21 protein-coding genes, 1 tRNA gene, 1 other RNA gene and 1 pseudogene are annotated in these 20,747 nt (G+C 66.3%); 18 read left to right on the top strand and 6 right to left on the bottom strand.

From position 1 onward, the window contains the following. Window positions 1-34: 34 nt before the first annotated feature. The 7 genes from OXU42_05020 (at window position 35) to OXU42_04990 (ending at window position 4,922) form a co-directional block, all read left to right on the top strand. Window positions 35-691, top strand: a complete 657-nt coding sequence (locus tag OXU42_05020; GenBank protein ID MDE0028751.1) for a site-2 protease family protein — start codon at window positions 35-37, stop codon at window positions 689-691. Window positions 692-701: 10 nt separating this feature from the next. Further along, window positions 702-1,679: a tryptophan--tRNA ligase gene (trpS, locus tag OXU42_05015; GenBank protein MDE0028750.1), complete on the top strand. Its 978-nt coding sequence runs from the start codon at window positions 702-704 to the stop codon at window positions 1,677-1,679. Window positions 1,680-1,750: 71 nt separating this feature from the next. Beyond that, the gene (locus OXU42_05010) at window positions 1,751-2,518 is read left to right on the top strand and encodes a segregation/condensation protein A (GenBank protein MDE0028749.1); all 768 of its coding nucleotides are present in this window, start codon (window positions 1,751-1,753) and stop codon (window positions 2,516-2,518) included. Beyond that, window positions 2,508-3,068, top strand: coding sequence for an SMC-Scp complex subunit ScpB (gene scpB / locus OXU42_05005; protein ID MDE0028748.1), 561 nt, complete (start codon window positions 2,508-2,510; stop codon window positions 3,066-3,068). The genes OXU42_05010 and scpB overlap by 11 nt, the downstream gene beginning before the upstream one ends. Window positions 3,069-3,072: 4 nt before the next feature. Further along, a complete protein-coding gene (locus OXU42_05000; protein ID MDE0028747.1) occupies window positions 3,073-3,846 on the top strand; it encodes a pseudouridine synthase in 774 nt (257 codons plus the stop codon). A 15-nt stretch (window positions 3,847-3,861) separates the two neighbouring features. Beyond that, entirely contained in the window at window positions 3,862-4,425 is a 564-nt protein-coding gene (locus OXU42_04995; GenBank protein MDE0028746.1) for an NUDIX hydrolase, read from the top strand. 44 nt (window positions 4,426-4,469) lie between these two features. Continuing rightward, window positions 4,470-4,922: a redoxin domain-containing protein gene (locus OXU42_04990; protein ID MDE0028745.1), complete on the top strand. Its 453-nt coding sequence runs from the start codon at window positions 4,470-4,472 to the stop codon at window positions 4,920-4,922. 85 nt (window positions 4,923-5,007) lie between these two features. Here OXU42_04990 and OXU42_04985 read toward each other — a convergent pair whose 3' ends face one another. Beyond that, window positions 5,008-6,069, bottom strand: coding sequence for an aminomethyltransferase family protein (locus OXU42_04985; protein MDE0028744.1), 1,062 nt, complete (start codon window positions 6,067-6,069; stop codon window positions 5,008-5,010). A 102-nt stretch (window positions 6,070-6,171) separates the two neighbouring features. On the opposite strand from OXU42_04985, the gene OXU42_04980 reads away from it, so the two are divergent. The 5 genes from OXU42_04980 to phnE (OXU42_04960) all read left to right on the top strand — a co-directional run bounded on the left by OXU42_04980 (window position 6,172) and on the right by phnE (OXU42_04960) (window position 10,602). Beyond that, window positions 6,172-7,119: a selenium metabolism-associated LysR family transcriptional regulator gene (locus OXU42_04980; protein MDE0028743.1), complete on the top strand. Its 948-nt coding sequence runs from the start codon at window positions 6,172-6,174 to the stop codon at window positions 7,117-7,119. Window positions 7,120-7,186: 67 nt separating this feature from the next. Continuing rightward, window positions 7,187-8,050 carry a putative selenate ABC transporter substrate-binding protein gene (locus tag OXU42_04975; protein ID MDE0028742.1) on the top strand — a complete coding sequence of 288 codons (864 nt, stop codon included), beginning with the start codon at window positions 7,187-7,189 and terminating at the stop codon, window positions 8,048-8,050. Beyond that, on the top strand, window positions 8,047-8,865 hold the full coding sequence (locus OXU42_04970; protein ID MDE0028741.1) for a phosphonate ABC transporter ATP-binding protein: 819 nt from the start codon (window positions 8,047-8,049) through the stop codon (window positions 8,863-8,865). Before OXU42_04975 ends, OXU42_04970 begins: the two co-directional genes overlap by 4 nt. Window positions 8,866-8,869: 4 nt before the next feature. Beyond that, window positions 8,870-9,721 carry a phosphonate ABC transporter, permease protein PhnE gene (gene phnE, locus OXU42_04965; GenBank protein ID MDE0028740.1) on the top strand — a complete coding sequence of 284 codons (852 nt, stop codon included), beginning with the start codon at window positions 8,870-8,872 and terminating at the stop codon, window positions 9,719-9,721. Between the two features lie 26 nt (window positions 9,722-9,747). Beyond that, window positions 9,748-10,602, top strand: coding sequence for a phosphonate ABC transporter, permease protein PhnE (gene phnE / locus OXU42_04960; GenBank protein MDE0028739.1), 855 nt, complete (start codon window positions 9,748-9,750; stop codon window positions 10,600-10,602). A 22-nt stretch (window positions 10,603-10,624) separates the two neighbouring features. Here the strand turns inward: phnE (OXU42_04960) and OXU42_04955 are convergent, their stop codons facing one another. Then, window positions 10,625-11,659, bottom strand: a complete 1,035-nt coding sequence (locus OXU42_04955; GenBank protein MDE0028738.1) for an alcohol dehydrogenase catalytic domain-containing protein — start codon at window positions 11,657-11,659, stop codon at window positions 10,625-10,627. A 167-nt stretch (window positions 11,660-11,826) separates the two neighbouring features. Here OXU42_04955 and OXU42_04950 point away from each other — a divergent pair. Beyond that, window positions 11,827-11,916, top strand: a tRNA-Ser gene (locus tag OXU42_04950). A gap of 120 nt (window positions 11,917-12,036) precedes the next feature. Further along, on the top strand, window positions 12,037-13,176 hold the full coding sequence (locus tag OXU42_04945; protein MDE0028737.1) for a DUF1295 domain-containing protein: 1,140 nt from the start codon (window positions 12,037-12,039) through the stop codon (window positions 13,174-13,176). Window positions 13,177-13,230: 54 nt separating this feature from the next. Here OXU42_04945 and OXU42_04940 read toward each other — a convergent pair whose 3' ends face one another. Further along, window positions 13,231-13,467: a hypothetical protein gene (locus tag OXU42_04940; GenBank protein MDE0028736.1), complete on the bottom strand. Its 237-nt coding sequence runs from the start codon at window positions 13,465-13,467 to the stop codon at window positions 13,231-13,233. Between the two features lie 240 nt (window positions 13,468-13,707). Between OXU42_04940 and ffs the strand changes: the two genes are divergently transcribed. The 4 genes from ffs to recR all read left to right on the top strand — a co-directional run bounded on the left by ffs (window position 13,708) and on the right by recR (window position 16,646). After that, window positions 13,708-13,805: signal recognition particle sRNA small type (gene ffs, locus OXU42_04935), an RNA gene on the top strand. Window positions 13,806-13,921: 116 nt separating this feature from the next. Beyond that, complete coding sequence (gene dnaX, locus OXU42_04930; GenBank protein MDE0028735.1) at window positions 13,922-15,679, top strand: DNA polymerase III subunit gamma/tau; 1,758 nt, start codon at window positions 13,922-13,924, stop codon at window positions 15,677-15,679. Between the two features lie 23 nt (window positions 15,680-15,702). After that, complete coding sequence (locus OXU42_04925) at window positions 15,703-16,029, top strand: YbaB/EbfC family nucleoid-associated protein (GenBank protein ID MDE0028734.1); 327 nt, start codon at window positions 15,703-15,705, stop codon at window positions 16,027-16,029. After that, a complete protein-coding gene (gene recR, locus OXU42_04920) occupies window positions 16,026-16,646 on the top strand; it encodes a recombination mediator RecR (protein MDE0028733.1) in 621 nt (206 codons plus the stop codon). The genes OXU42_04925 and recR overlap by 4 nt, the downstream gene beginning before the upstream one ends. Window positions 16,647-16,951: 305 nt before the next feature. Here the strand turns inward: recR and OXU42_04915 are convergent. From OXU42_04915 to OXU42_04905, 3 genes and pseudogenes are all read right to left on the bottom strand, one after another. Further along, window positions 16,952-17,893: pseudogene (locus OXU42_04915) on the bottom strand (GTP-binding protein). A 62-nt stretch (window positions 17,894-17,955) separates the two neighbouring features. Further along, entirely contained in the window at window positions 17,956-20,256 is a 2,301-nt protein-coding gene (locus OXU42_04910) for a xanthine dehydrogenase family protein molybdopterin-binding subunit (GenBank protein ID MDE0028732.1), read from the bottom strand. Then, window positions 20,249-20,746: a (2Fe-2S)-binding protein gene (locus OXU42_04905; protein MDE0028731.1), complete on the bottom strand. Its 498-nt coding sequence runs from the start codon at window positions 20,744-20,746 to the stop codon at window positions 20,249-20,251. Before OXU42_04905 ends, OXU42_04910 begins: the two co-directional genes overlap by 8 nt. Window position 20,747: the final 1 nt, after the last annotated feature.

The raw sequence follows: 20,747 nt of genomic DNA, 5'->3' as shown, positions 1-20,747 counted from the left end.
TGTGTTTTCGCGGCCCGTCCCTTAAGAAAGTCCGATGCCTCAAGACTTCCTGTGGCAGCTCTCAATCTGGGCATTCCCCGTGCTCGTCGCCATCGTCTTTCACGAGGTGGCGCACGGGTGGGTGGCCTGCCGGCTGGGAGACCCTACGGCTGCCATCATGGGACGGCTGACGCTCAATCCCATCTCTCACATCGACATCGTCGGCACGGTTTTGTTGCCCGCGCTGCTCATCTGGGCGGGCGGCCCGGTCTTCGGTTACGCCAAGCCCGTGCCGGTCAATTTCGACAACCTCCGGGACCCTCGCCGCGACATGGTTCGCGTGGCCCTGGCCGGGCCGGGCACCAATATCCTCCTGGCGCTGTTGAGCCTGATCGTGGTGAAGCTCATCATCATGAGCGGCGGCGCCGTCGCCGGCACGGTGTCCTCCTACCTGTGGTACATGGCGCTGACCAGCGTGCGCATCAACGTGATGCTGGCGGTGTTCAACATCATGCCCGTGCCGCCGCTGGACGGAGGCCGGGTGCTGGTGGGCCTTTTGCCGGAGCCCCAGGCCTCCCTGGTGGACCGTATCGAGCCCTTCGGGTTCATCATCGTGGTGGCGCTGCTGATGGTGGGAGCGCTCGACTACACCCTCGTGCCGATCATGGACTTCGTGATCTGGTTTCTGGCCGTCATCGTCGGAGTCGTGTAAGCTGGGGCTCATGCAAACCATCGTAAGCGGGGCGCGCCCCACCGGACTTCTGCACCTCGGCCATCTCCATGGGGCCCTGCGCAACTGGGCCAGGCTGCAGGAGAGCTATCGCTGCTTCTTCTTCGTCGCCGACTGGCACGCGCTCACCACCGACTACCAGTCGCCGGACGCCATCCGGGAAGGCACCGAGGCCATGGTGGCGGAGTGGTTGAGCGTCGGCCTCGACCCCGCCAGGTGCACCATCTTCCGCCAGTCGGACATCAAGGAGCACGCGGAGCTGCACCTGCTGCTGTCCATGCTGACGCCGGTTTCCTGGCTGGAACGGAACCCCACGTACAAGGAACAGATGCGCGAGTTGAGCGAGCGCGACCTCTCCACCTACGGTTTCCTCGGCTATCCCGTGCTCCAGGCCGCCGACATCATCATGTACAAGGCGCACCGCGTGCCCGTGGGAGTGGACCAGGCGCCCCACGTGGAGCTGACGCGGGAGATCGTGCGGCGCTTCAACAGCTTCTACGGTCCGATCTTCCCCGAGCCCGAGGTGCTGCTCACGGAAACCCAGCGGCTGCCGGGCCTGGACGGGCGCAAGATGAGCAAGAGCTACGGCAACTCCGTGCTGCTCTCGGACCCGCCGGAGACCATCGAGCGCAAGCTGAGCCGCATGGTGACCGACACCGCGCGCGCCCGGCGCACCGACCCGGGCGAGCCGGAGAAGTGTCCGGCCTTCAACCTGCACAAGATCTACTGCACCCCGGAGGAGATCGAAGAGGTGTCGGAGGGATGCCGGAGCGCCGGCATCGGCTGCCTGGACTGCAAGAAGGTGATGATCCGCCACGTCGTCGACGACCTCGCCCCCTTCCGGGAGAAGAAGGCCGAATACGAGAAGCATCCGGACGACATCCGCGACGTGATCGCGGAAGGCAACCGGGTGGCGGGCGAGCAGGCCGCCGCGACCATGAGCGAGGTGCGCTCGGCGTTGACGCTCTGATTTTGCTCCCCGTGCATGCGGTACGGGCCTGGCGGCGCGCGCGCGGCCCGGACAGGGAGATTGTCCCCATCATGGCGGTACAAGTCCAACTGAAGATCTACGAAGGCCCGTTGGACCTGCTGCTCCACCTCATCCGCAAGAACGAGATCAGCATCGTCGACATCCCCATCGCGTCCATCACCGAGCAGTACCTCGCCTGCCTGGAGTTGATGCAGGGTCTCGACCTCGACCTGTCCGGAGAGTACCTGGTCATGGCGGCGACGCTCCTCCATATCAAGTCCAAGACCCTGCTGCCGCCGGAGGAGGAAGAGGGCGAGGACGACGACGAGGGCCTCGACAGCCGCGAGGCGCTGGTCCGCCGTCTGCTGGAATACGAGCGCTTCAAGAACGCCGCGCGGGAACTCGAAGAGCGCGAGATCCTGAACCGCGACGTGTTCGCCCGCCGGGGACGGTCCACCCCGGTCACGGAGGTCAGCTTCGAGCAGCTCTCCGTGTTCGACCTGGTATCCGCGCTGCAAAAGGTGCTGGAACGGTTCCCGGGACCGTCGGTGCACACGGTGGTGCAGGAAACGGCGTCCGTACGCGAGCGCATGACGCATATCCTCGATACCCTGCACCGCCGGTCGTCGGTGCGGTTCCACGATCTGTTCGACGCGGCGCGCTCGCGCATGGACGTGGTGGTCACTTTCCTGGCGCTGCTGGAGCTCATCCGCATCCGCGCGGTGCACGCGGTGCAGAAAGAACGCCTGGGTCCCATCGTGATGGAGCCCATGCTGTCCCTCTCCGAGGCCAGCGCGGCCCTGGAGGCGGAGTCGCGGGAGGGTGACTATGGAGAGTGAGCGGCTGCGGGCGGTTGTCGAGAGCCTCCTTTTCGCTGCCGACGGGCCGGTGTCCGCGGAGCGGCTGCAGAACGCGGTGGGCGAGGTTCCGCGCAAGGAGATCATCGATGCGCTGGAAGCCCTGCGCCACGAGTACGAGCATACGGGCCGGGGGTTGCGCTTGGCGGAGGTCGCCAACGGTTACCAGTTGCGCACCGCCAAGGAGCACGCCGAATACGTGCGCCGGCTCACCGCGGTCAGGCCCGCGCGCATGAGCCGGGCCAACCTGGAGACCCTGGCCATCATCGCCTACAGGCAGCCCGTGACCCGCGCGGAGATCGAAGAGATCCGCGGCGTCAACGTCGACGGCGTCGTGGCCACGCTGCTGGAGCGCCGCATGATCCGCATCGTGGCGCGCAAGGACGTGGCCGGCAAGCCGTTCCTCTACGGCACCACCCGCGAGTTCCTGGAAGCCTTCAACCTGAAGGACCTGGCGAGCCTCCCGACCCTGGAAGAGATGGAGGACATGACCTGGGCGCTGCGCGACACCGAGTCTTCGGAGGGGGAGTGATCGCGTGGAACGCCTTCAGCGCATCATTGCCCACGCCGGACTCGCGTCCCGCCGCCAGGCGGAACAGTGGATTCTCGAAGGCCGCGTGACGGTCAACGGGGAGCGGGTCCTGGAGGTGGGCACCAAGGCGGACGCCGCCCGCGACAACATCCGGGTGAACGGACGGATGCTGCGGCCCGCTCCGGCGCGCGTCTGTCTCGCGTTCCACAAGCCCGCCGGCGTCATCACCACCATGCGCGACACGGAAGGGCGGCCCGCGGTGGCCGACTACCTGCGCCTGGCGGGTTACAGTGCGGGCGTCGTTCCGGCGGGCCGGCTGGACTACGCCAGCTCGGGTCTGTTGCTGCTCACCAACGACGGCGACCTGGCCCATCGCTTGACCCATCCCCGCTACGGCGTGCCCAAGACCTACGAGGTGAAGCTGAGCGGCATGCCGTCGGAAGTGCAACTGGAACGGCTGCGCCGGGGGGTACGGCTGGACGACGGCGTGACCGCGCCCGCGGCCGTGAGGGTCGCGCGGCGCCTCAAGCAGAAGGTATGGCTCCGGGTTGAGTTGCGCGAGGGCCGCAACCGGGAGATCCGGCGGATGGTGGAAGCGGTGGGCCACACCGTGGAGCGGCTCGTGCGCGTCCGCTTCGGCCCCATCGCCCTCGGTACCCTGGAGAGCGGCGAGATAAGGCCGCTCACGGCGGAAGAGGAGACTCGCCTTAAACGTGCCGTCGGACTGGCCACGCCGGCATCCGCGGCTCCCCGGAAAGGGAAGCGGAAGGCGGGCTGAAACGGGAAGAGAATCATGGCGACTCACGACCCTCATCACCACCACGGAAACCACCACCACGGAGGAGCCCGCTACCGCTTCTGCCCGCGTTGCGCGGGGAGCCTGTCGCCGCGTGTCCTCAAGGAAAGCGAACCCGAGCGGCTGGTGTGCGACAAGTGCTCCTTCATCTTCTACCAGGACCCCAAGGTCGTGGCCGGCGCCGTGTGCGTGCTCGACGGCGGCGTCGTGCTGCTGCGCCGCGGCATCGAGCCCGCCATGGGCAAATGGGTCTTCCCGGGGGGCTACGTCGATCGCGGCGAGAGCACCGCCGAGGCGGCGGTGCGCGAGACTCGGGAGGAAAGCCACCTCGAGGTGGTGACCCGGTCGCTCCTGGGGGTCTATTCCTATACCGGGAACCCCAACGTCATCATCGTGTACGTGGCGGACGTCGTCGGCGGCGAACTGGCCGCGGGCGACGAGAGCACCGAGGCCGGGGTCTTCCCGCCCGCGCGCATACCCTGGGACGAACTCGCCTTCCACAGCACCACGGAAGCCCTCAGGGATTTCGGCCGTCTTTATTGGCCGGAACAAATGTGTTAAGCCGCGATTCAACACATCATCGGAAAGGAGACCGTTGGATGGCGATGCCAAGTGTAGGGGAGAAGGCCCCAGCCTTCAGCCTGCCGGTGTCCCGGGACGAAAAGGTGTCCCTGAGCGACTACGCGGGCAAGAAGAACGTCGTGCTGGCGTTCTATCCGCTGGATTTCACCGGCGGCTGACAGAGGGAGTTGAGCAACTTCGAGGCTGACAAGAGCAGCTTCGAGGCCAAAGACGCTCAGGTGCTGAGCGTAAGCGTGGATTCGGTTTTCGCCCACCAGGCGTTCGCGGAGAAGATGGGCGGCATCAGCTTCCCGATGCTCTCCGATTTCTGGCCCCACGGGGAGGTCTGCGAGCAGTACGACTGCCTGCGCCCCCAGGGCTTTCCCAAGCGGGCGGTTTTCATCATCGACAAAGAGGGAACCGTGCGTTACGCCAAGCTCTACGAGAGCGGCATTCCCGAGAACCAGGACCTGCTGGCGGAGCTCGACAAGCTGTAGCGGGCGGCCCTCGCGACGGGAACTTGCAAGGAAAAGGGGCGGCGCATGTGCGTCGCCCCTTTTTTGCGCCGCCGTGGATGGCGGCTCAGAAGGGGAGGGCTTGCACCGTCGCGGGGACGGCTTGTCCGCCGTGCTCGATGGCCACGGAGGTGCCCGGTTCCAGGTAGTCGCGGTGCAGGTAGCCGAGGGCGATGACGCAGCCGAACCGGGGGGAGGCGACGGCGCTGGTGACGCGGCCCAGGGTGCGGTCGCCGTCGACGACGGAGTCGCTGGCGGCCGGCGCTTCGGCGCCCTCTACCTTGAGGCCCGTGAGCTTGCGGTTCACGTGGCCGCGGGAGTGGATGCGCTCCACGGTTTCCTGCCCGAGGTAGCAGCCCTTGGTGAAGCTGACGGCGTCGTCCAGGCAGGTTTCGAGCAGGAGGGTGTCCGCGTCCATGTCGATGCCGTAGCGGGGAATGCCGGCCTCGATGCGCAGCGTCTCCCGGGCGCGAATGCCGATCCATGGAATGGCGCGGGCCGCGGGCAGCTCGGCCAAACCCTGGAGATGGTCCTTCGGCACCATGAGGTCGAACCCGGGCTCGCCCGTGTGCGATGCCTGGATGACGCGGAGGCGTCCGCCTGCGTGCGCCACTTCCGCGTGGGACAGCTTTTCCGCCGGCGCCGCGTCGAGGCCCAGAACGCCCGCCAAGCCTGTGGCGGCCTCCGGACCCTGGAGGGATACCACCGAAGCCGAGGCGGAGAGATCGACGATCTCCACCTCGTCCGCGATCAGGTAGCGGTTCAAGTGCTCCACCACGCCCGACGCCAAGGGTTCGTCCAGCATCACCAGGAACCCGTTCTCCGTGCGCAGCACGCTCACGTCCGCCAGGATCTTCCCCTGGATGTTCAGCACGGCCGCGGGCACGCCGGTGCCGGGTTTCAGGTCCTGGACGTCATTGGAGAGCATCCCCTGGAGCCACTCCACGCTGTCGGGTCCGGTCACTTCGAGGACCGCGCGGTCCGCCAGGTCCAGCCAGCCCGCGTGCGTGCGCACGGCGTCGTACTCCGCGGCGGGGTCGCCGAAGTGGTCCGGCAGGGTCCAGCCTTCTCTTTCGACGAAGCGTGCGCGGTTCTCTTTGTGGAAGTCGGCGAGGGGCGATATCTTCATGGCGAGACTACACTAACCGGGTTGGTTGTGCATGGCAACGGGCTCCGACTTTCGAATATGCCTGGCTCCGACGGGGCGCGCGAGACACGGGGGAGAGAGAGTATGGCCAAGACTTCCAGAGACCTGGACCTGCGCAAGCTCGAGGTCTTCTACTGGGTGGCGGAGCTGCGCAGCTTTTCACTCGCGGCGGAGCATTTTTCCCTCAGGCAGCCCACGGTGACCGCGCACGTCCAGTCCCTCGAGCAGCAACTGGGCTGCAAGCTCTTCAGGCGCTCCGGCGGCAGGTTCGACCTGACTTCCACGGGATGGATGCTGTACGAGCAGGCCGGCGCCGTGCTGAAGCTCAAGAACCAGGCGCTGGCGGCGCTGGACCGCATCCAGGGGAAGGTGGAAGGGGAGTTGCGGCTGGGCGGCAGCAACGTCCCGGGGGAATACATCCTGCCGGGCGTGCTGGGAAGCTTCGTGGCGCGCTTTCCGGACGTGCGTCCGGTGCTCCGCATCGGCGATTCGGCGGCCATCGTGGCGGCGATCCTCGACGGCACGCTGGAGCTGGGCTTCACGGGCTTCCGTACGCGCGACGAGCGGCTCAGGTATCGCAAGACGTGGCAGGACGAGATGATCGTGGCGGTGCCCGCGAACCACCGCTGGGCGGGCCTGAAACAGGTGGCGCTCCAGGACCTCGGCAAGGAGCCGTTCATTTCCCGGGAGGGCGGGTCCGGGACCCTGCGCTCGTTCCTGCAGCTCGTGGTCAGGCGCGGCGAGGAGCCAGAGCGGTTCCTCAAGGTGGGAATGGAGCTCGGCAGCACCGCCGCGGTCAAGGAGGCGCTCATGGAGGGGTTCGGGTTCTCCGTCCTTTCCCGCGCCGCCATCAGGCGCGAAGTCCAGCAGGGCCTGATCAAGGAGGTGCGCGTCAAGGGCCTGGACCTGGTGCGCCCCTTCTACCAGGTGACCCACCGCGAACGCCCGCTGGCGCCGGTGCCGCGGGCGTTCGTGCAGTTCCTGAACCGTGCGCCACGGACCCGTCTATGGGAACCCGTGGCTCATAGCTAACGTCTATTTGACATATAGGTCATCTTGATATCCACTCAACCGAAACAATACTCCGGGAGGTATCGCGATGAGAAGTAAGTTGGCGCGGCTGCTGGCCGTGATGGTTCTGGTTGTCTGGACGGTATGCGGGATTGCCGCGGCGGACACGCTGCGGGTGTCGGCGATCCCGGACGAGGATCCGCAGGAGCTGTTGCGCAAGTACAAGCCCTTCACCGACTATATCGCAAAGGAAGTGGGCGTGGAGGTCAAGTTCGTTCCGGTGGTGGACTACGCGGCCACCGTGGAAGGGTTGGCGGCGAACCGCCTCGACATCGTCTGGTACGGCGGCTTCACCTCGGTCCAGGCAGTTGAGCGCGCCCAGGGGGCCACACGGCTGGCCATGCGCGAGGAGGACGCGAGCTTCAAGAGCGTGTTCGTCACGCGTACGGACTCCGGCATCAAGGAACTGGCCGACCTCAAGGGCAAGACCTTCGCTTTCGGCAGCGTCAGCTCCACCTCCGGGCACCTGATGCCGCGTCACTTCCTCAAGGCGGCCGGCGTGGAGCCCGAGCGGGATTTCAACAAGTTCGGCTTCAGCGGTGCGCATGACGCCACCGCCGCCTGGGTCGCGGCGGGCCGGGTAGACGCCGGCGCCCTCAACTTCCTGGTGTGGAAGAAGCTGGTCGACAACAAGAAGATCGACACCGGAAAGGTCCACGTGTTCTGGACTACGCCGCCGTACGTCGACTACGTGTGGGTGGCCCGGGGCGGCGTTTCCGAGGAGGTCCGCGAGAAGTTCAAGCAGGCGCTCCTGAAGCTCGACTACGCCAAACCCGCACACAAGGAGATCATGGACCTGCAGCGCACCCGCAAGTTCATTCCCGCCAAGGATTCGGACTGGGACGGCATCAGGAAGGCGGCCATCGCGGCCGGCATGCTGAAGGTGAATTGACGGCGCCGCACCAATACCACCTGGAGAGCGTCCGCAAGGAATTCGGACGCCGCCAGGTGGCCCTGGAAGGGTTCGACCTGACGGTGGCCCAGGGCGAGCGGGTCGCCCTCATCGGACCCAGCGGGGCGGGGAAGACCACGCTCTTCCGCATGCTCAACTGCACCATCCGGCCCACCTCGGGCCGGCTGCGCATCGACGGCGAGGAGGTGCGCGAGCTGTACGGCCGCCGTCTGCGGGAGATGCGCCGGCGCATCGGCACCATCTACCAGCAGCACAACCTGGTGCCGCGCCTGCGCGTGGTCCACAACGTGCTTTCCGGGCGGCTGGGGAGCTGGTCGCTGCTAGGCTCCCTGGCGTCCCTGGTGCGCCCCGCTCACCTGGAGGCCGCCCACCGGGCGCTCGCCGACGTGGGCATCGCCGAGAAGCTCTTCAGCCGCACGGACGAGCTGTCCGGCGGGCAGCAGCAGCGCGTGGCCATCGCCCGCGTGCTGATGCAGGACCCCGAGGTGATCCTGGCCGACGAGCCCGTGTCGTCGGTGGACCCGTCCCTGGCCGAGACCATCATCAAGCTGCTCATCGCCATCAGCGAGCAGACACGCAAGACCCTGATGGTGAACCTGCACAGCACAGACCTCGCCCTGTCCTACTTCCCCAGGGTCGTGGGCATGAAGCAGGGCGTGAAGCTCTTCGATACCGCTACGGCCGACGTGACCCCCGAGCTTTTGCAGGAGCTTTACTCCGGCCACGCACCGGCAAACGGCGCCAACGGCCGCGCGTATGGACCGGAAGAGGAACATCCGCGCGTCGAGATCTGACTCGGTGTCCACCAGCGCTCTTTCCCGGACCTTGGGGTCCCGATCCGTCTTCCCCTACGTATTCGGCGGTCTTTTCCTGATTTTGCTGGCGGATAGCTGGCGCCGGGCCGAAGTCGACCTGGGAATCTTCTTCGAGGCCGAGGGCCGCGAGCACTTGTGGCGGTTCGTCACCGGCATGTATCCGCCGGAGCTGTCCTGGGAGTTCCTGGAACTCATGGTGCGGCCGACCATCGAGACCATCCAGATCTCGGTCATGGGAACGCTGATCGCGGTGCTGATCGGCTTTCCGCTGGGCCTGCTGGCCACCAGCACCTTCAGCTTCCAGGGCATCCTCCATGAGACCGAGTTCCGCAACGCCGGCCTGAGACACGGCCTCAAGGTCTGCCTCTACGGCTTGGCGCGGGCATTGCTGAGCCTGTTCCGCTGCATCCCGGAGTTCGTCTGGGCCTTCATGTTCGTGCGCGCGGTGGGCCTGGGGCCGTTCCCCGGCGTGCTCGCCATCGGCGTGGCCTACGGCGGCATGCTCGGCAAGGTGTATTCCGAGATTTTCGAATCGGTGAACGAGCGGCCGCTGGAAGCCATCCAGTCCACGGGCGCGGGGCGCCTGCAGATCTTCTTCTACGGCTGGTTCCCGCAGGTGCTGCCCAACATCACCTCGTACACCCTGTACCGCTGGGAGTGCGCCGTGCGGACCTCGGCCATCCTGGGCCTCGTGGGCGCGGGCGGCATCGGCCAGCAGATCCAGATCTCCATCCGCATGTTCAACTTCCACGAGGTCACGACCCTGCTGCTCATCCTCTTCGCGCTGGTGGCGGGAGCGGACTACGTGAGCGCGAAGGTGAGGTCGCTGCTGTGACGCCGTCGCATCAAACCGCGGCGACGATGGACGAGGTGCGGGCGCTCAGGGCCGGAGCGCGCGAGCGCTCGCGCGTCTCCACCTATGTGATGCTGGGCCTCCTGGCGGCTCTCTTCGTATGGAGCTATCAGGGATCGGAGATCAACCTCGGCATGCTCTTCAGCGCCGACGGCGGCGGCGCCATCGCCGAGTACGTGCAGCGGCTCTTCCCACCAGACCTCTCGTCCAAGGTGGTGGCCGATGCCGTGGCCGGGGCGTGGGAAACCCTGGCCATCTCCCTGGTCGGCACCGTGCTGTCGGCGGTCATCGCACTGTCGCTGGCCTTCTTCGGCGCGCGCAACCTCGTGTACGCGGGCCTGCTCTACGAGATGGAGCCCCGGCGGAGCTTCGGTGCACTGCGGCGTATTCCGTACCTCGCGGCCAAGGCGATCCTGAACTTCCTGCGCACCATCCCGGAAATGCTGTGGGCGCTGGTCTTCGTCTTTCTTGTGGGACTGGGCCCGTTTCCGGGCGTGCTGGCTCTCGGCGTGCACACCGGCGGGGTGCTCGGGAAGCTCTTCGCCGAAGTGCTGGAGGACGTGGACCTGCAACCCGTCGAGTCGCTCCAGTCCACCGGCGCCGGCAAGATACAGATCCTGTTCTACGGCATCCTGCCCCAGGTGTTGCCGCAGTTCATCTCCTACACGCTCTACCGCTGGGAGGTGAACATCCGCGTCGCCGCCGTGCTGGGCTTCGTCGGCGCCGGCGGCCTCGGCCAGCGCATCCACATCGCCATGAGCCTGTTCCTGGAACAGCAGCTCCTGACGCTGCTCATCGCCCTGTACGTGCTGGTGACGGGGGTGGACTACCTGAGCGCGTATCTGCGGCGGCGGGTCGTGTGACACGCGCCAACGGCGAGCCGCGTCAAGGCCGCACCACTACCTTGAGCGCCTCCCGCGCCATCATCGACCGCAAAGCCTTCTCCAGGTCCTGGAGCGGCACCTCCGCGGACAGAAGGGGACGCGGGTCCAGCGTCTTCCGGCTCAGCATCTCCAGGGCTTGAGCGACCGTGGCCGGCCGATGATGATATGAGCCCATGACGGTAAGCTCGTTGTAGTGGACCGAAGCCGTGTCCAAGGGAATCGTCGTCCCCGGCGCGCAGCCGCCGAACAGGTTGACCACGCCTCCGGGGCGCACGCAGGCCACCGCGTCCTGCCACACCTCGGGTATGCCGGTGGCGTCTATGGCACAGTCGAAGCCGTCGCCATGCCGTGAACGGGCTCGCAGGAGGTCGGCCGCGCCGCCGCCACGGGCCACCGCCACCGTGTCCCGCGCGCCAAGGGTCCGCGCCACGTCGAGCCGGTGCGGGTTGGGGTCAGCCGCCACCACGCCGTGGCCGCGGACCGCTAGCACCGCGGTAAGCAACAGCCCGATGGGTCCCGCTCCGTGGACGAGGACGTCGGCGCCGTCGTCCAGCCTGCTGGCGTCGACCCCATGGATCACGCAGGCTAACGGCTCCACCAGCGCCGCTATCTCGTAGGGAAGGGCCGGATCAAGACGGTACGTGCTGACCTCGACGAACCGCCTGGAAATCCGGATGTACTCCGCGTAGGCGCCGTTGATATACTCAAGGTGGCGGCAAAGGTTCTCCCGCCCCGCCTCGCAGTACGCACAGCGCCCGCACGGCGCCGAGTTGGCCACCACCACCCGGTCGCCCGTCTCGTAACCGGACACGCCGGCACCCAGCGCCTCCACCGACCCCGCGAATTCATGCCCGAACGGCGTCGGCGCCCGCAACATCCGCGGATGCCCGCCCCGCCGAAACACCTTCACATCCGTCCCGCACGTGGTCGCCGCTCGAATTCGCACCAACAACTCCCCCTCGTCGGGCGCAGGTACGGGTTCTTCGCGCACTTCGATACGCTCGGGACCGAGCAGGTATACGACCCTGTGTTTCATGGCAGTGAAGGACGCGCGAGGCCTCCCCACGGCCTAGCACCGATGAGGCGGGGAGGCAATCCGGGAGGGGAAGGGCAGGCGGAAGCGTGCCGCTCGGTGAACGCCCCGTCAAACCGCGGCTGAGTTCCCAACCGACAAACGCCATGCTACGCTAGAGATCCAACCGCGGAGAGGTGGCCGAGTCCGGTTGAAGGCGCCTGACTCGAAATCAGGTTTACCTACGGGTAACGGGGGTTCGAATCCCTCCCTCTCCGCCAACAATTATCACGTTCAACCGCAAACCCCGCTTTCCACAGCTGCACCGTGTTCACTTGGTCGTGCTACTTGGCTACGTACGGGTTTCTGAACTGGGAAAATGGAGGATGAGACATTCCCTCATGATTGAATGGCTCGGCATTGGCCACCTCTTCGAGCTTTCCCGAACGGAAGCGACTGCCGGGTTCCTCACCCCGCTGGCGGTCTTCGCCGTGTTCTTCCTGGCGCAGCTCGTGCTGCCGGGAAGGCGGGTTCCGGGCTATGTCATCAATCCGGAGACCGGTGAGCCCCGCAACTACCGGCTGAACGGCCTCCTGGTGTTTGCCATCGCGCTGATCGTGTGGGCTTTCGAGCTCACCGGGATGCCGCGAGACTGGTTCTACCGCTCCTCGATCTATGCCGTGGCCGGCGGGTCGGTCTTCGCCACCATCGTTACCGTCATTGCGGTGCTCAGCCAGCCGCAAGGCAAGGTGAAGAACCCCATCCTGGCGCTGTGGTTTGGCCGGGCCCAGGAGTTGTCGTTCTTCAAGGAACGCTTCGACGTAAAGATGTATCTCTATGTCGTGGGCGGGACGATGTTGTCGCTCAACGCCCTGTCCGGGGCCGTGTACCACTACGAGCTCTTTGGCGAAGACGCCAATCCGGGCGTTTTCCTGTACGCGGCATTCTTCACGTTCTACATACTGGACTACTGCATCTTCGAGCGCGTCCAGCTCTATACCTACGACCTGATCCACGAGAATCTCGGGTTCAAGTTGTTCTGGGGCTGCTTCGTGGTTTACGGATGGCTGTTCATCCTCCCTTTGTGGGGCATGGCCGCTTATCCGGACCCCGGATTCTCGCCGGCGTGGACGTATGTCTGGCTCATCGGAACGGCCGCGCTGTTCCTGTTCGGCTGGGGCATCTCACGCGGCGCCAACATGCAGAAATACACGTTCAAGCGATGGCCCGATCGCCGGTTTCTCGGCTTCATAGAGCCCGAGTACATCCAGGCCGGTGACCGCAAGATCCTGTGCAGCGGCCTGTGGGGCGTCGCCCGCCACTTCAACTACCTGGGCGAGGGGTTCCTTGCCCTGTCGATCGCCCTGTCGTTCGGCTACTTCACCAATCCGTGGGCCTGGACCTACTTCGTCTTCATCGTCTCGCTGTTCACCTACCGTCAACTCGATGACGACAAGCACTGCGCCGAGAAATACGGCGCCGACAAGTGGGCGGAGTACCAGGCACGGGTGAAGTACCGGATCGTTCCCGGCGTTTACTGAGGGACGTCCCGCGCCGCGGTTTGCGCGTTGATTGTTCGCGCAAGGGGAGTTCGCCTAAGCCCGATTCTTGACAGCTTCCTCGACCCTCGCCAACCGAACGTCGATGGAATGCACGTCCTTACGGAGTGAATGCACGTCCTGACGAACTGCATTCAAGTCGTCACGCAGGGCGTTCAGGTCGTCACGTAGCGGCCTCAGACTGTGCAACATGATCTGGTAGAAGAGTGCGGCCACGGCGACCAACGGAACGGAAAATGCACCTGCCATCTTGGCAATGTCGATGTATTCCATTTGATGCAAGCCCTCTTTGAAAGGTCAGGAGCAGGCCAAATTTGAATGTAGCGTATAGAACCAGGTCCCGTCAAACAGTTGGAGAAACCTGCCTGCGATTCGCCGGGAACACTTGACGGTACCCAGGGCCGGGATGTATTGACGTGGCCGGGTTTTCGTTGGCCGTGCGAGGCAAAATCTGTTAGATACAGGTTCCCCTCGGGGCGACGGAAGTGGTTGCCCAGGATGTTGATTGCTGGCAGTCGGGTCCCGTGCAAGTGGGTCCCGCAAACCCCGTCAGGTCCGGAAGGAAGCAGCGGTAGCGGACCGCCCCTGTGCCACGGGGAAGCCTGGCTGTCGGCAATGAGCATCCAGCCGCGCAAGCGGGAGCCGTCGCGGAGGCGCGGCGGATCGGTCACTTTCTGAGGGGTGCCTCGAAAGCCTGCCGCGGGCACCCGGAGCGGTCCTTAGGGTCATGTCCTACCTTGTCCTGGCGCGCAAGTGGCGTCCGCAGAGCCTCGCGGACATGGTGGGACAACAGCACATCGCGCGCGTCCTCACCAACGCCATCCAGAGCGAACGCATCGCCCATTGCTATCTGTTCACCGGAGTGCGCGGCGTGGGCAAGACCAGCGCCGCGCGCATCCTGGCCAAGGCATTGAACTGCGTGAACGGACCTACGCCGACGCCGTGCAACGAGTGTCCGAGTTGCCGGGAGATCGCGGACGGGGGCTCCCTCGACGTCTACGAGATCGACGGCGCATCGAACCGAGGCATCGACGAGGTCCGGCAAATCATCGAGAACGTGCGCTATAAGCCCGCCGCTGCACGCTTCAAGGTCTACATCATCGACGAGGTGCACCAGGTCACCAGGGACGCCTTCAACGCGCTCTTAAAGACCCTGGAGGAGCCACCGGACTTCGCCAAGTTCATCCTCGCCACCACCGAGGTGCACCGCCTTCCGGAGACCATCCTGTCGCGCTGCCAGCGCTTCGACTTCCGGCGCATCGGAGTTCAGGACATCCACGAGCGCTTGCGGCAAATCGCGGAGGTGGAGGGGCTGAACATCACGGACGGAGCGTTGACGCTCCTGAGCCGCGCGGCCCAGGGCAGCATGCGCGACGCCCAGTCGCTATTGGAGCAGGTGCTCTCGTTCGCGGACCCGGAAGCGGACGGTACCGTGGACGAGCCGCTGCTTCGGGACATCCTGGGAGTGGCCGAGCGGCGCGTGCTGTACGAGGTTTCCGCGGCGATCATCGCCGGGAACCCCGCGGCGTGTCTCGACCTGGTGGCGGAGGTGGCTACCCACGGGGTGGACCTGGCCGCTCTGTCGCGGGAGCTGGTGGAGCATTTCCGCAACCTCCTGGTGCTGCGCCTGATGGATGCGCGGACCGCGACGCCGGGCGCAGGTCCGGATACGGGGTCCCGACGGCTCATGGACCTGACCGCCGAGGAAATGGCCTTGCTGCGCGAGCAGGCTCGGGACGTCGACCCCGAGACCCTCATCAACTTCTACCGCTTCGTGGTGCAGGGCGACGACATCGTGTCCCGTTCACCCTATCCGCGGTTCGATCTCGAAGTAGCGCTGGTGCGGGTGGCGACGCTTCCGCGCACCGTGAACATCACCGACGCCATCGACGAGTTGCGACGGCTGGAACGGAAGCTCGACGCCGGCGCGTCCGACGAGCCCGGGGGGGCGGCTGAGCGGGAGCAGAGGTCAATGGGAGTCGACATGCGGCCGGGCAGGGCAGCGTTTCGCGAGGAGGCCCCGCGCCCCGCCGTGGCAGCCCCCCAGGATGCGATGCCGCCCCAAGCCGACCCGGCGACACCGCCGGACCGTAGCGCGGAAGACACGAGGACACCCGCGCCGCCGCTCGCGGACGAGCCCACCGAACCGACCCCCGCCGGCTGGAACGGGTTCGTGGAATTCGTCAACGGCGAGAAGCCCATGCTGGGCTCCTCCCTGCAACAAGCCAGGTTGCTGGAACTCTCGGGCGACAACGTGAGGCTGGGACTCGAAGAGGGCTTTCATCTAAGGTATCTTGCAGACAGGGAGACGGTAGCGTTGCTCGAAGGGTTCCTTGCACGCTACTTCAAACGCCCGATGACCGTCGCCGTGGCGGCGGATTCGGGCGGGCAGGGCGGCACCGGGACGGCCCAGGACGGTGACGACGACGGCACGGTGGACATCGTCGACGAGGCACAGCGGATCTTCGGGGGTTCGGTCAAGTAGCGTACCGTGAAGGGAGTGGTTTCATGAGTGAGGGTTTCGGCGGCATGGGCGGGCTGATGAAGCAGGCCCAGGAAATGCAGGCGAAGCTTGCGAAGATCCAGGAGGACCTGGCCAAGAAGACCGTGGAGGCCACCTCCGGCGGCGGCATGGTGCGGGTCACGGTCAACGGGCAGTTCATGCTCTCCTCCATCAAGGTGGACCCCGCGGTCATCGATCCCGAGGAAGTGGAGATGCTGGAGGACCTGGTGCGGGCGGCGGTCAACGAGGGACTCAGGCGCGCCCGCGAGATGGCCTCCGAAGAGATGAGCAAGCTCACCGGAGGGTTCAAGATTCCCGGGATCACTCCATGAACGGTTACCCGGCACCGCTGGCCCGGGTCATCGAGCAGTTGTCCAAGCTGCCCGGCATCGGCGAGAAGACGGCCGGCAGGCTCGCCTTCCACCTGCTGAAGGAGCGCAAGGAAGCGGTGCTGGCGCTGTCGGGCAGCATGGAGAAGCTCAAGCAGGAGATGGGCCTCTGTCCCCAGTGCTTCGGGCTGAGTGAGATCCCGCCGGGAAGGGAAGAGGTGGTCCCGTGCAAGGTCTGCCGCGACCCGGCCCGGGACACCTCCACCATCTGCGTCGTCGAGGAGCCCTCGGACCTTATGGCGGTGGAACGCTCCGCCGAATACAAGGGCCTCTACCACGTGCTCCACGGAGCCATCTTCCCGCTGAACGGCGTCGGCCCGGACGCCCTCAAGATCAAGGAGTTGATGACGCGGCTCCGCGCCAACCCGCCCGCCGAAGTCATCGCCGCCACCAACGCCACCCGGGCAGGCGACGCCACCGCCCTCTACCTCGCCAAGATGATCAAGCCCCTGGGCATCCGCATCACCCGCATCGCCCGCGGCCTCCCCATGGGAGGCGAGATCGAGTACACCGACGCAGGCACCCTGGGCGAAGCCCTGGACGGCAGGCGCGACCTGTAGCGGCCGCGCTAGCAGCACGGCATCGGGTTCGCGATAAGGTTGTAGACGCTGTCGAAGTTGACCTCGTTGATGGTCTTCTGGATCTTGTAGAAGCGCGGCGGCTCGTTCTCCAGGAAAACCATGATGGCCGTTTCGATGGGAGGGCAGTCCGGCAGGACGCAGGGGACCTCCTTGATGGTGATGGGAGTCCTGGACGGGAACTCCAGGGCCTGCCGTACCCACACGCGGATTTGGTCGAGGGTGAAGGACGAGACGTCGCGGTAGATGTCCAGCCCGCCGTCGGCGGCGGCCTCGTCCTCGGAGCGGAGGCACGTCTTGAGGCCGCCCTGCAGCTCTTCTCCGTCCAGGTTCCGGCCGATGAACACAAGCCGGTTGAGGCGTTCCTCGCCGTCCTCCCACTCCCGGCCGAGCTTTCCCTGGAACAGACTGTGCACCCCGTGGAACACGAACTGGTGGGAGTCGCCATACATGTTGAGGATGCCCTTCATGCGCAGGATGTCGGGTCCCTTCTCGGCCAGCACCGAGCGGAACCAGTGGCTCAGGCGGGTCTTGTTGAGGTCTCCGGCCTGCACGAAGGAGACGGTTTTGACCGAGGGCTGGTGCTCGTGGTGATGGTCGTCCCGCAGCGCCTCCCGTTTGGCCTCGAGATCGAAGGCGTGCATCTCGAGTAGCTCGCCGATATCCACTTCGGCGTTGAGGGTGGGGGTCAAGCGGGCCGTGGGATTCATTCCCCCGAGCTTGGCCGTCAGGTCGTCCGCTTCCTCCGGCGTGATGAGGTCGGTCTTGTTGAGCAGGATGGCGTCGGCGCAGGCGACCTGCTCGCGGGCCTCTATCTGGGCGGCGAGCTGCTGCTCGATGTGCATGCCGTCCACCACGGTGACGACCGCCTGCAGCTCGAAGTCCAGCCGGATCCGTTCGTCCAGCAGCAGCGTCTGCACGATGACCGTGGGGTCGGCGAGGCCCGAGGTCTCCACCACCAGATAGTCGAAGGTGTCGCGCCGCTCCAGTAGTTGCAGCAGCACCCGCAGCAGGTCACCCTGAACCGTGCAGCAGATGCAGCCGTTGTTCATCTGGAAGATCTCTTCGTCCGAGGCGACGATGAGATGGTGGTCGATGCCCACCTCGCCGAATTCGTTGATGACCACGGCGATGCGGTGGCCGTGGGGCGCGGTGAGGATGCGGTTCAGGAGGGTGGTCTTGCCCGCTCCGAGAAAGCCCGTGAGGATGACTACGGGGATCTTGGCCATGGCTCCCGTTTGACGGCTACCGAGCGTCTCGAGACCCGTCATGACGATGGTCCCGACCGTTTCTACTTCCGGTCGCGTTCCTCCAGCGCCCAGAACACCCGCTCCGGCGTCAGCGGCAGATCGCGGATACGGGACTTGATGGCGTCCGCCACCGCGTTGCCGATGGCCGCGGGGGTGGGCGCCAGGCCCGGCTCGCCCAGTCCCTTGGCGCCGTAGGGGCCCTCGGGCTCGGCGCACTCGACGACGATGGGAATGATCTCGGGCACGTCCAGCGACGTCACCAGGTGGTAGTCCAGGAACGACGGGTTCCGCACTTTTCCGTTCTCGTCGATGACCAGGTTCTCGTGGAGGGCGGAGCCGATGCCCATGGCCACGCCGCCCTCGATCTGAGCCACGCAGTTGAGCGGGTTGATGGCCTTGCCCACGTCGTGGGCGGCGGACAGCCGGTGCAGCCGGACCCGGCCGGTCTCCTCGTCCACCGAGACCTCGGCGGCCTGGGTGGCGTACATGTAGAAGGCCGACGCGTGGTCGCTGTGGCCGGTCTCCAGGTCCAGGTCCTTGCCGATCTCGTAGGTGTAGGAGCCGTCGCCCCGGAGCACCGCCTCGCCCCCGAGCCCGCGCCGGACCAGTTCGCCATAGGTCAGGGCCATGTCCTCGTGGTCCTGGAGGTGGATCTTGCCGCCGGCCACCACCAGCTCCTCCCGCTTGCCTTCGAGCGCGGGAGCGGCCATCTCCAGGAGCTGTTCCCGGGCGTGGATGGCGGCCCGGCGCACGGCGTTGCCCATGTGGTAGGTGCTCCGGCTGGAGGTGGTGGAGGCGTCGAAGGGGATCACGTCGGTGTCCAGCGGCGCCACCTTGATCTGCTCGATGGGCACCCGCATCTCTTCGGCGGCCACCTGGGCCAGGATCGTGTTGCACCCTTGGCCGATCTCCACCGTGCCCGCAAGCACGGTTATCTCGCCGTCGGCGTCCACCAGCACCCCGGCGTTGGAGGTGGTGGGCGAGCGGGTTGGCTTGGAGATGCAGGCCAGGCCGCGGCCGACTCCCGGCGGCTTGGGCTTGCCCCAGTCGATGGCCGCCGCCGCCTTGGTCAGGGTCTCGGTGAGGCCGACGTTGTGCAGTTGCTCGCCCCAGTAGGCCATGTCGCCGTCCACGAAGACGTTCTTGAGGCGGAAGTCCAGCGGGTCCATGGCCAGCCGGCGCGCCAGCTCGTCCATGTGCTGCTCGGTGGCCCAGGCGCCCTGGGGGATGCCGTAGCCGCGAAACGCTCCGGCCACGGGTTTGTTGGTGTAGACCGCGTAGCCGTCCACGTGTACGTGGGGGATGCGGTAGGGGCCGGGGGAGGGGAGGCTGCCGCGGATGCACACCGTGGGGCTCTTCTCGGCGTATGCGCCGCCGCCCCAGTAGAGCGTCATATGACGGGCCATGAGCGTGCCGTCCTTCTTGACCCCGCTCTTGATGTGCACGGTGGCCTCGTGGCGCACCAGCGTCGAGATGAAGGTCTCCTCGCGGTTGAATTTCACCCGCACCGGCCGCCCGCCGGTCTGGAACGCCAGGCCCATGGCGATGGGCTCGAGCTTGAGCCCGCCCTTGGAGCCGAAGCCGCCGCCCTGGAGCGGGTTGATGAGGCGGATCTGTTCCTGCGGCAGCCCCAGGGCCTCGGACACTTCCGTGAGCGCCCGGAAGGGCGCGTCGTTGGCCACCCACACGGTGACCCGTCCGCTGTCCGGGTCCACCTGGGCATGGGCCGAATGGGGCTCCATGGCGGCGTGCTGGATGATCGGCACGTAGTACTTTTCCTCCAGCACCATGTCCGACTGCCTGAAACCCTCGGCGGTATCGCCGGTGCGCAGCTTGAAGTGCTCGCACACGTTGGGCATGGGCGCGCCGACGATGAAGGGCGCCTTGCGATAGCTCTCGAACTCCTCGTGGATGGCCACGGCACCGGGCTGGCAGGCGTCCTCGGGGGTGAAGTAGGCGGGCAGGTCCTCGTACTCGACCTCGATGAGCTTGAGCGCCGCCTGGGCCGTGTCCTCGTCCACCGCGGCCACCGCGGCCACGGGCTCGCCGATGTATCGCACCTTGCCCTGGGCCAGGAACGGCTTGTCCTTGACGGACTCGCCGTGGGTCCAGGGCGTGTCGGCGCCGGAGATGGCCGCCACCACGCCGGGATGCCTGCGGGCCTTCTCCAGGTCGATCCTGACGATACGCGCGTGCGCCCGGGTGCTGAACAGGACCTTCCCGTGCAGCATGTCCGGCAGCACCAGGTCGTACCCGTAGGTGGCCGTCCCGGTGACCTTCTCGTCGACGTCGATGCGGGTGACCGGATGGCCGACCACCTTGAGATCGTTGAGATCACTCATGGGCCTGTCCCTTGCCGGCGCGGCGCCGGAGTTCGGCGGCGGCGTCCTGGACCGCCTCGACGATCTTCACGTATCCGGTGCAGCGGCACAGGTTGCCCGAAAGGGCAAAGCGGATGTCGTCGTCCGTGGGGTCCGGGTTTTCCTCGAGGAAAGACGCGGCCATCATCAGCATGCCCGGGGTGCAGTAACCGCACTGGGCGCCGCCGTCCTCGATGAAGGCGGCCTGGATGGGATGGTAGGCGTCGCCGTCCTTGAGCCCCTCGACGGTGACGACATCGGTGCCCGCCAACTCGCCCGTGAGCACCAGGCACGAGTTCACCGGCTTGCCGTCGAGGTACACCGTGCACGCGCCGCAGTCGCCGGTGCCGCAGCCCTCCTTCGTGCCGGTCATGCCGATCTCGTCCCGCAACAGGTCCAGCAGCAGCCTGTGCGCCGGCGCGTCCACCGACGTGGCCTTGCCGTTCAAAGTGAATTCAATGGGTTGGCTCATG

The sequence above is a fragment of the Deltaproteobacteria bacterium genome (assembly GCA_028818775.1).
Taxonomy (GTDB): Bacteria; Desulfobacterota; Binatia; order UBA9968; family JAJDTQ01; genus JAJDTQ01.
Note: the sequence above shows the minus strand (reverse complement) of the source record. Positions and strands in the feature narration are given on the sequence as shown.

What these genes read in the sequence shown, in the direction of transcription:
- OXU42_05020 (MDE0028751.1), top strand. Translation starts at nt 35, where the DNA reads ATGCCTCAAGACTTCCTGTGGCAGCTCTCAATCTGGGCATTCCCCGTG.
- trpS (MDE0028750.1), top strand. Translation starts at nt 702, where the DNA reads ATGCAAACCATCGTAAGCGGGGCGCGCCCCACCGGACTTCTGCACCTC.
- OXU42_05010 (MDE0028749.1), top strand. Translation starts at nt 1,751, where the DNA reads ATGGCGGTACAAGTCCAACTGAAGATCTACGAAGGCCCGTTGGACCTG.
- scpB (MDE0028748.1), top strand. Translation starts at nt 2,508, where the DNA reads ATGGAGAGTGAGCGGCTGCGGGCGGTTGTCGAGAGCCTCCTTTTCGCT.
- OXU42_04995 (MDE0028746.1), top strand. Translation starts at nt 3,862, where the DNA reads ATGGCGACTCACGACCCTCATCACCACCACGGAAACCACCACCACGGA.
- OXU42_04985 (MDE0028744.1), bottom strand. Translation starts at nt 6,069, where the DNA reads ATGAAGATATCGCCCCTCGCCGACTTCCACAAAGAGAACCGCGCACGC.
- OXU42_04980 (MDE0028743.1), top strand. Translation starts at nt 6,172, where the DNA reads ATGGCCAAGACTTCCAGAGACCTGGACCTGCGCAAGCTCGAGGTCTTC.
- OXU42_04975 (MDE0028742.1), top strand. Translation starts at nt 7,187, where the DNA reads ATGAGAAGTAAGTTGGCGCGGCTGCTGGCCGTGATGGTTCTGGTTGTC.
- phnE (MDE0028739.1), top strand. Translation starts at nt 9,748, where the DNA reads ATGGACGAGGTGCGGGCGCTCAGGGCCGGAGCGCGCGAGCGCTCGCGC.
- OXU42_04955 (MDE0028738.1), bottom strand. Translation starts at nt 11,659, where the DNA reads ATGAAACACAGGGTCGTATACCTGCTCGGTCCCGAGCGTATCGAAGTG.
- OXU42_04945 (MDE0028737.1), top strand. Translation starts at nt 12,037, where the DNA reads ATGATTGAATGGCTCGGCATTGGCCACCTCTTCGAGCTTTCCCGAACG.
- OXU42_04940 (MDE0028736.1), bottom strand. Translation starts at nt 13,467, where the DNA reads ATGGAATACATCGACATTGCCAAGATGGCAGGTGCATTTTCCGTTCCG.
- dnaX (MDE0028735.1), top strand. Translation starts at nt 13,922, where the DNA reads ATGTCCTACCTTGTCCTGGCGCGCAAGTGGCGTCCGCAGAGCCTCGCG.
- OXU42_04925 (MDE0028734.1), top strand. Translation starts at nt 15,703, where the DNA reads ATGAGTGAGGGTTTCGGCGGCATGGGCGGGCTGATGAAGCAGGCCCAG.
- recR (MDE0028733.1), top strand. Translation starts at nt 16,026, where the DNA reads ATGAACGGTTACCCGGCACCGCTGGCCCGGGTCATCGAGCAGTTGTCC.
- OXU42_04910 (MDE0028732.1), bottom strand. Translation starts at nt 20,256, where the DNA reads ATGAGTGATCTCAACGATCTCAAGGTGGTCGGCCATCCGGTCACCCGC.
- OXU42_04905 (MDE0028731.1), bottom strand. Translation starts at nt 20,746, where the DNA reads ATGAGCCAACCCATTGAATTCACTTTGAACGGCAAGGCCACGTCGGTG.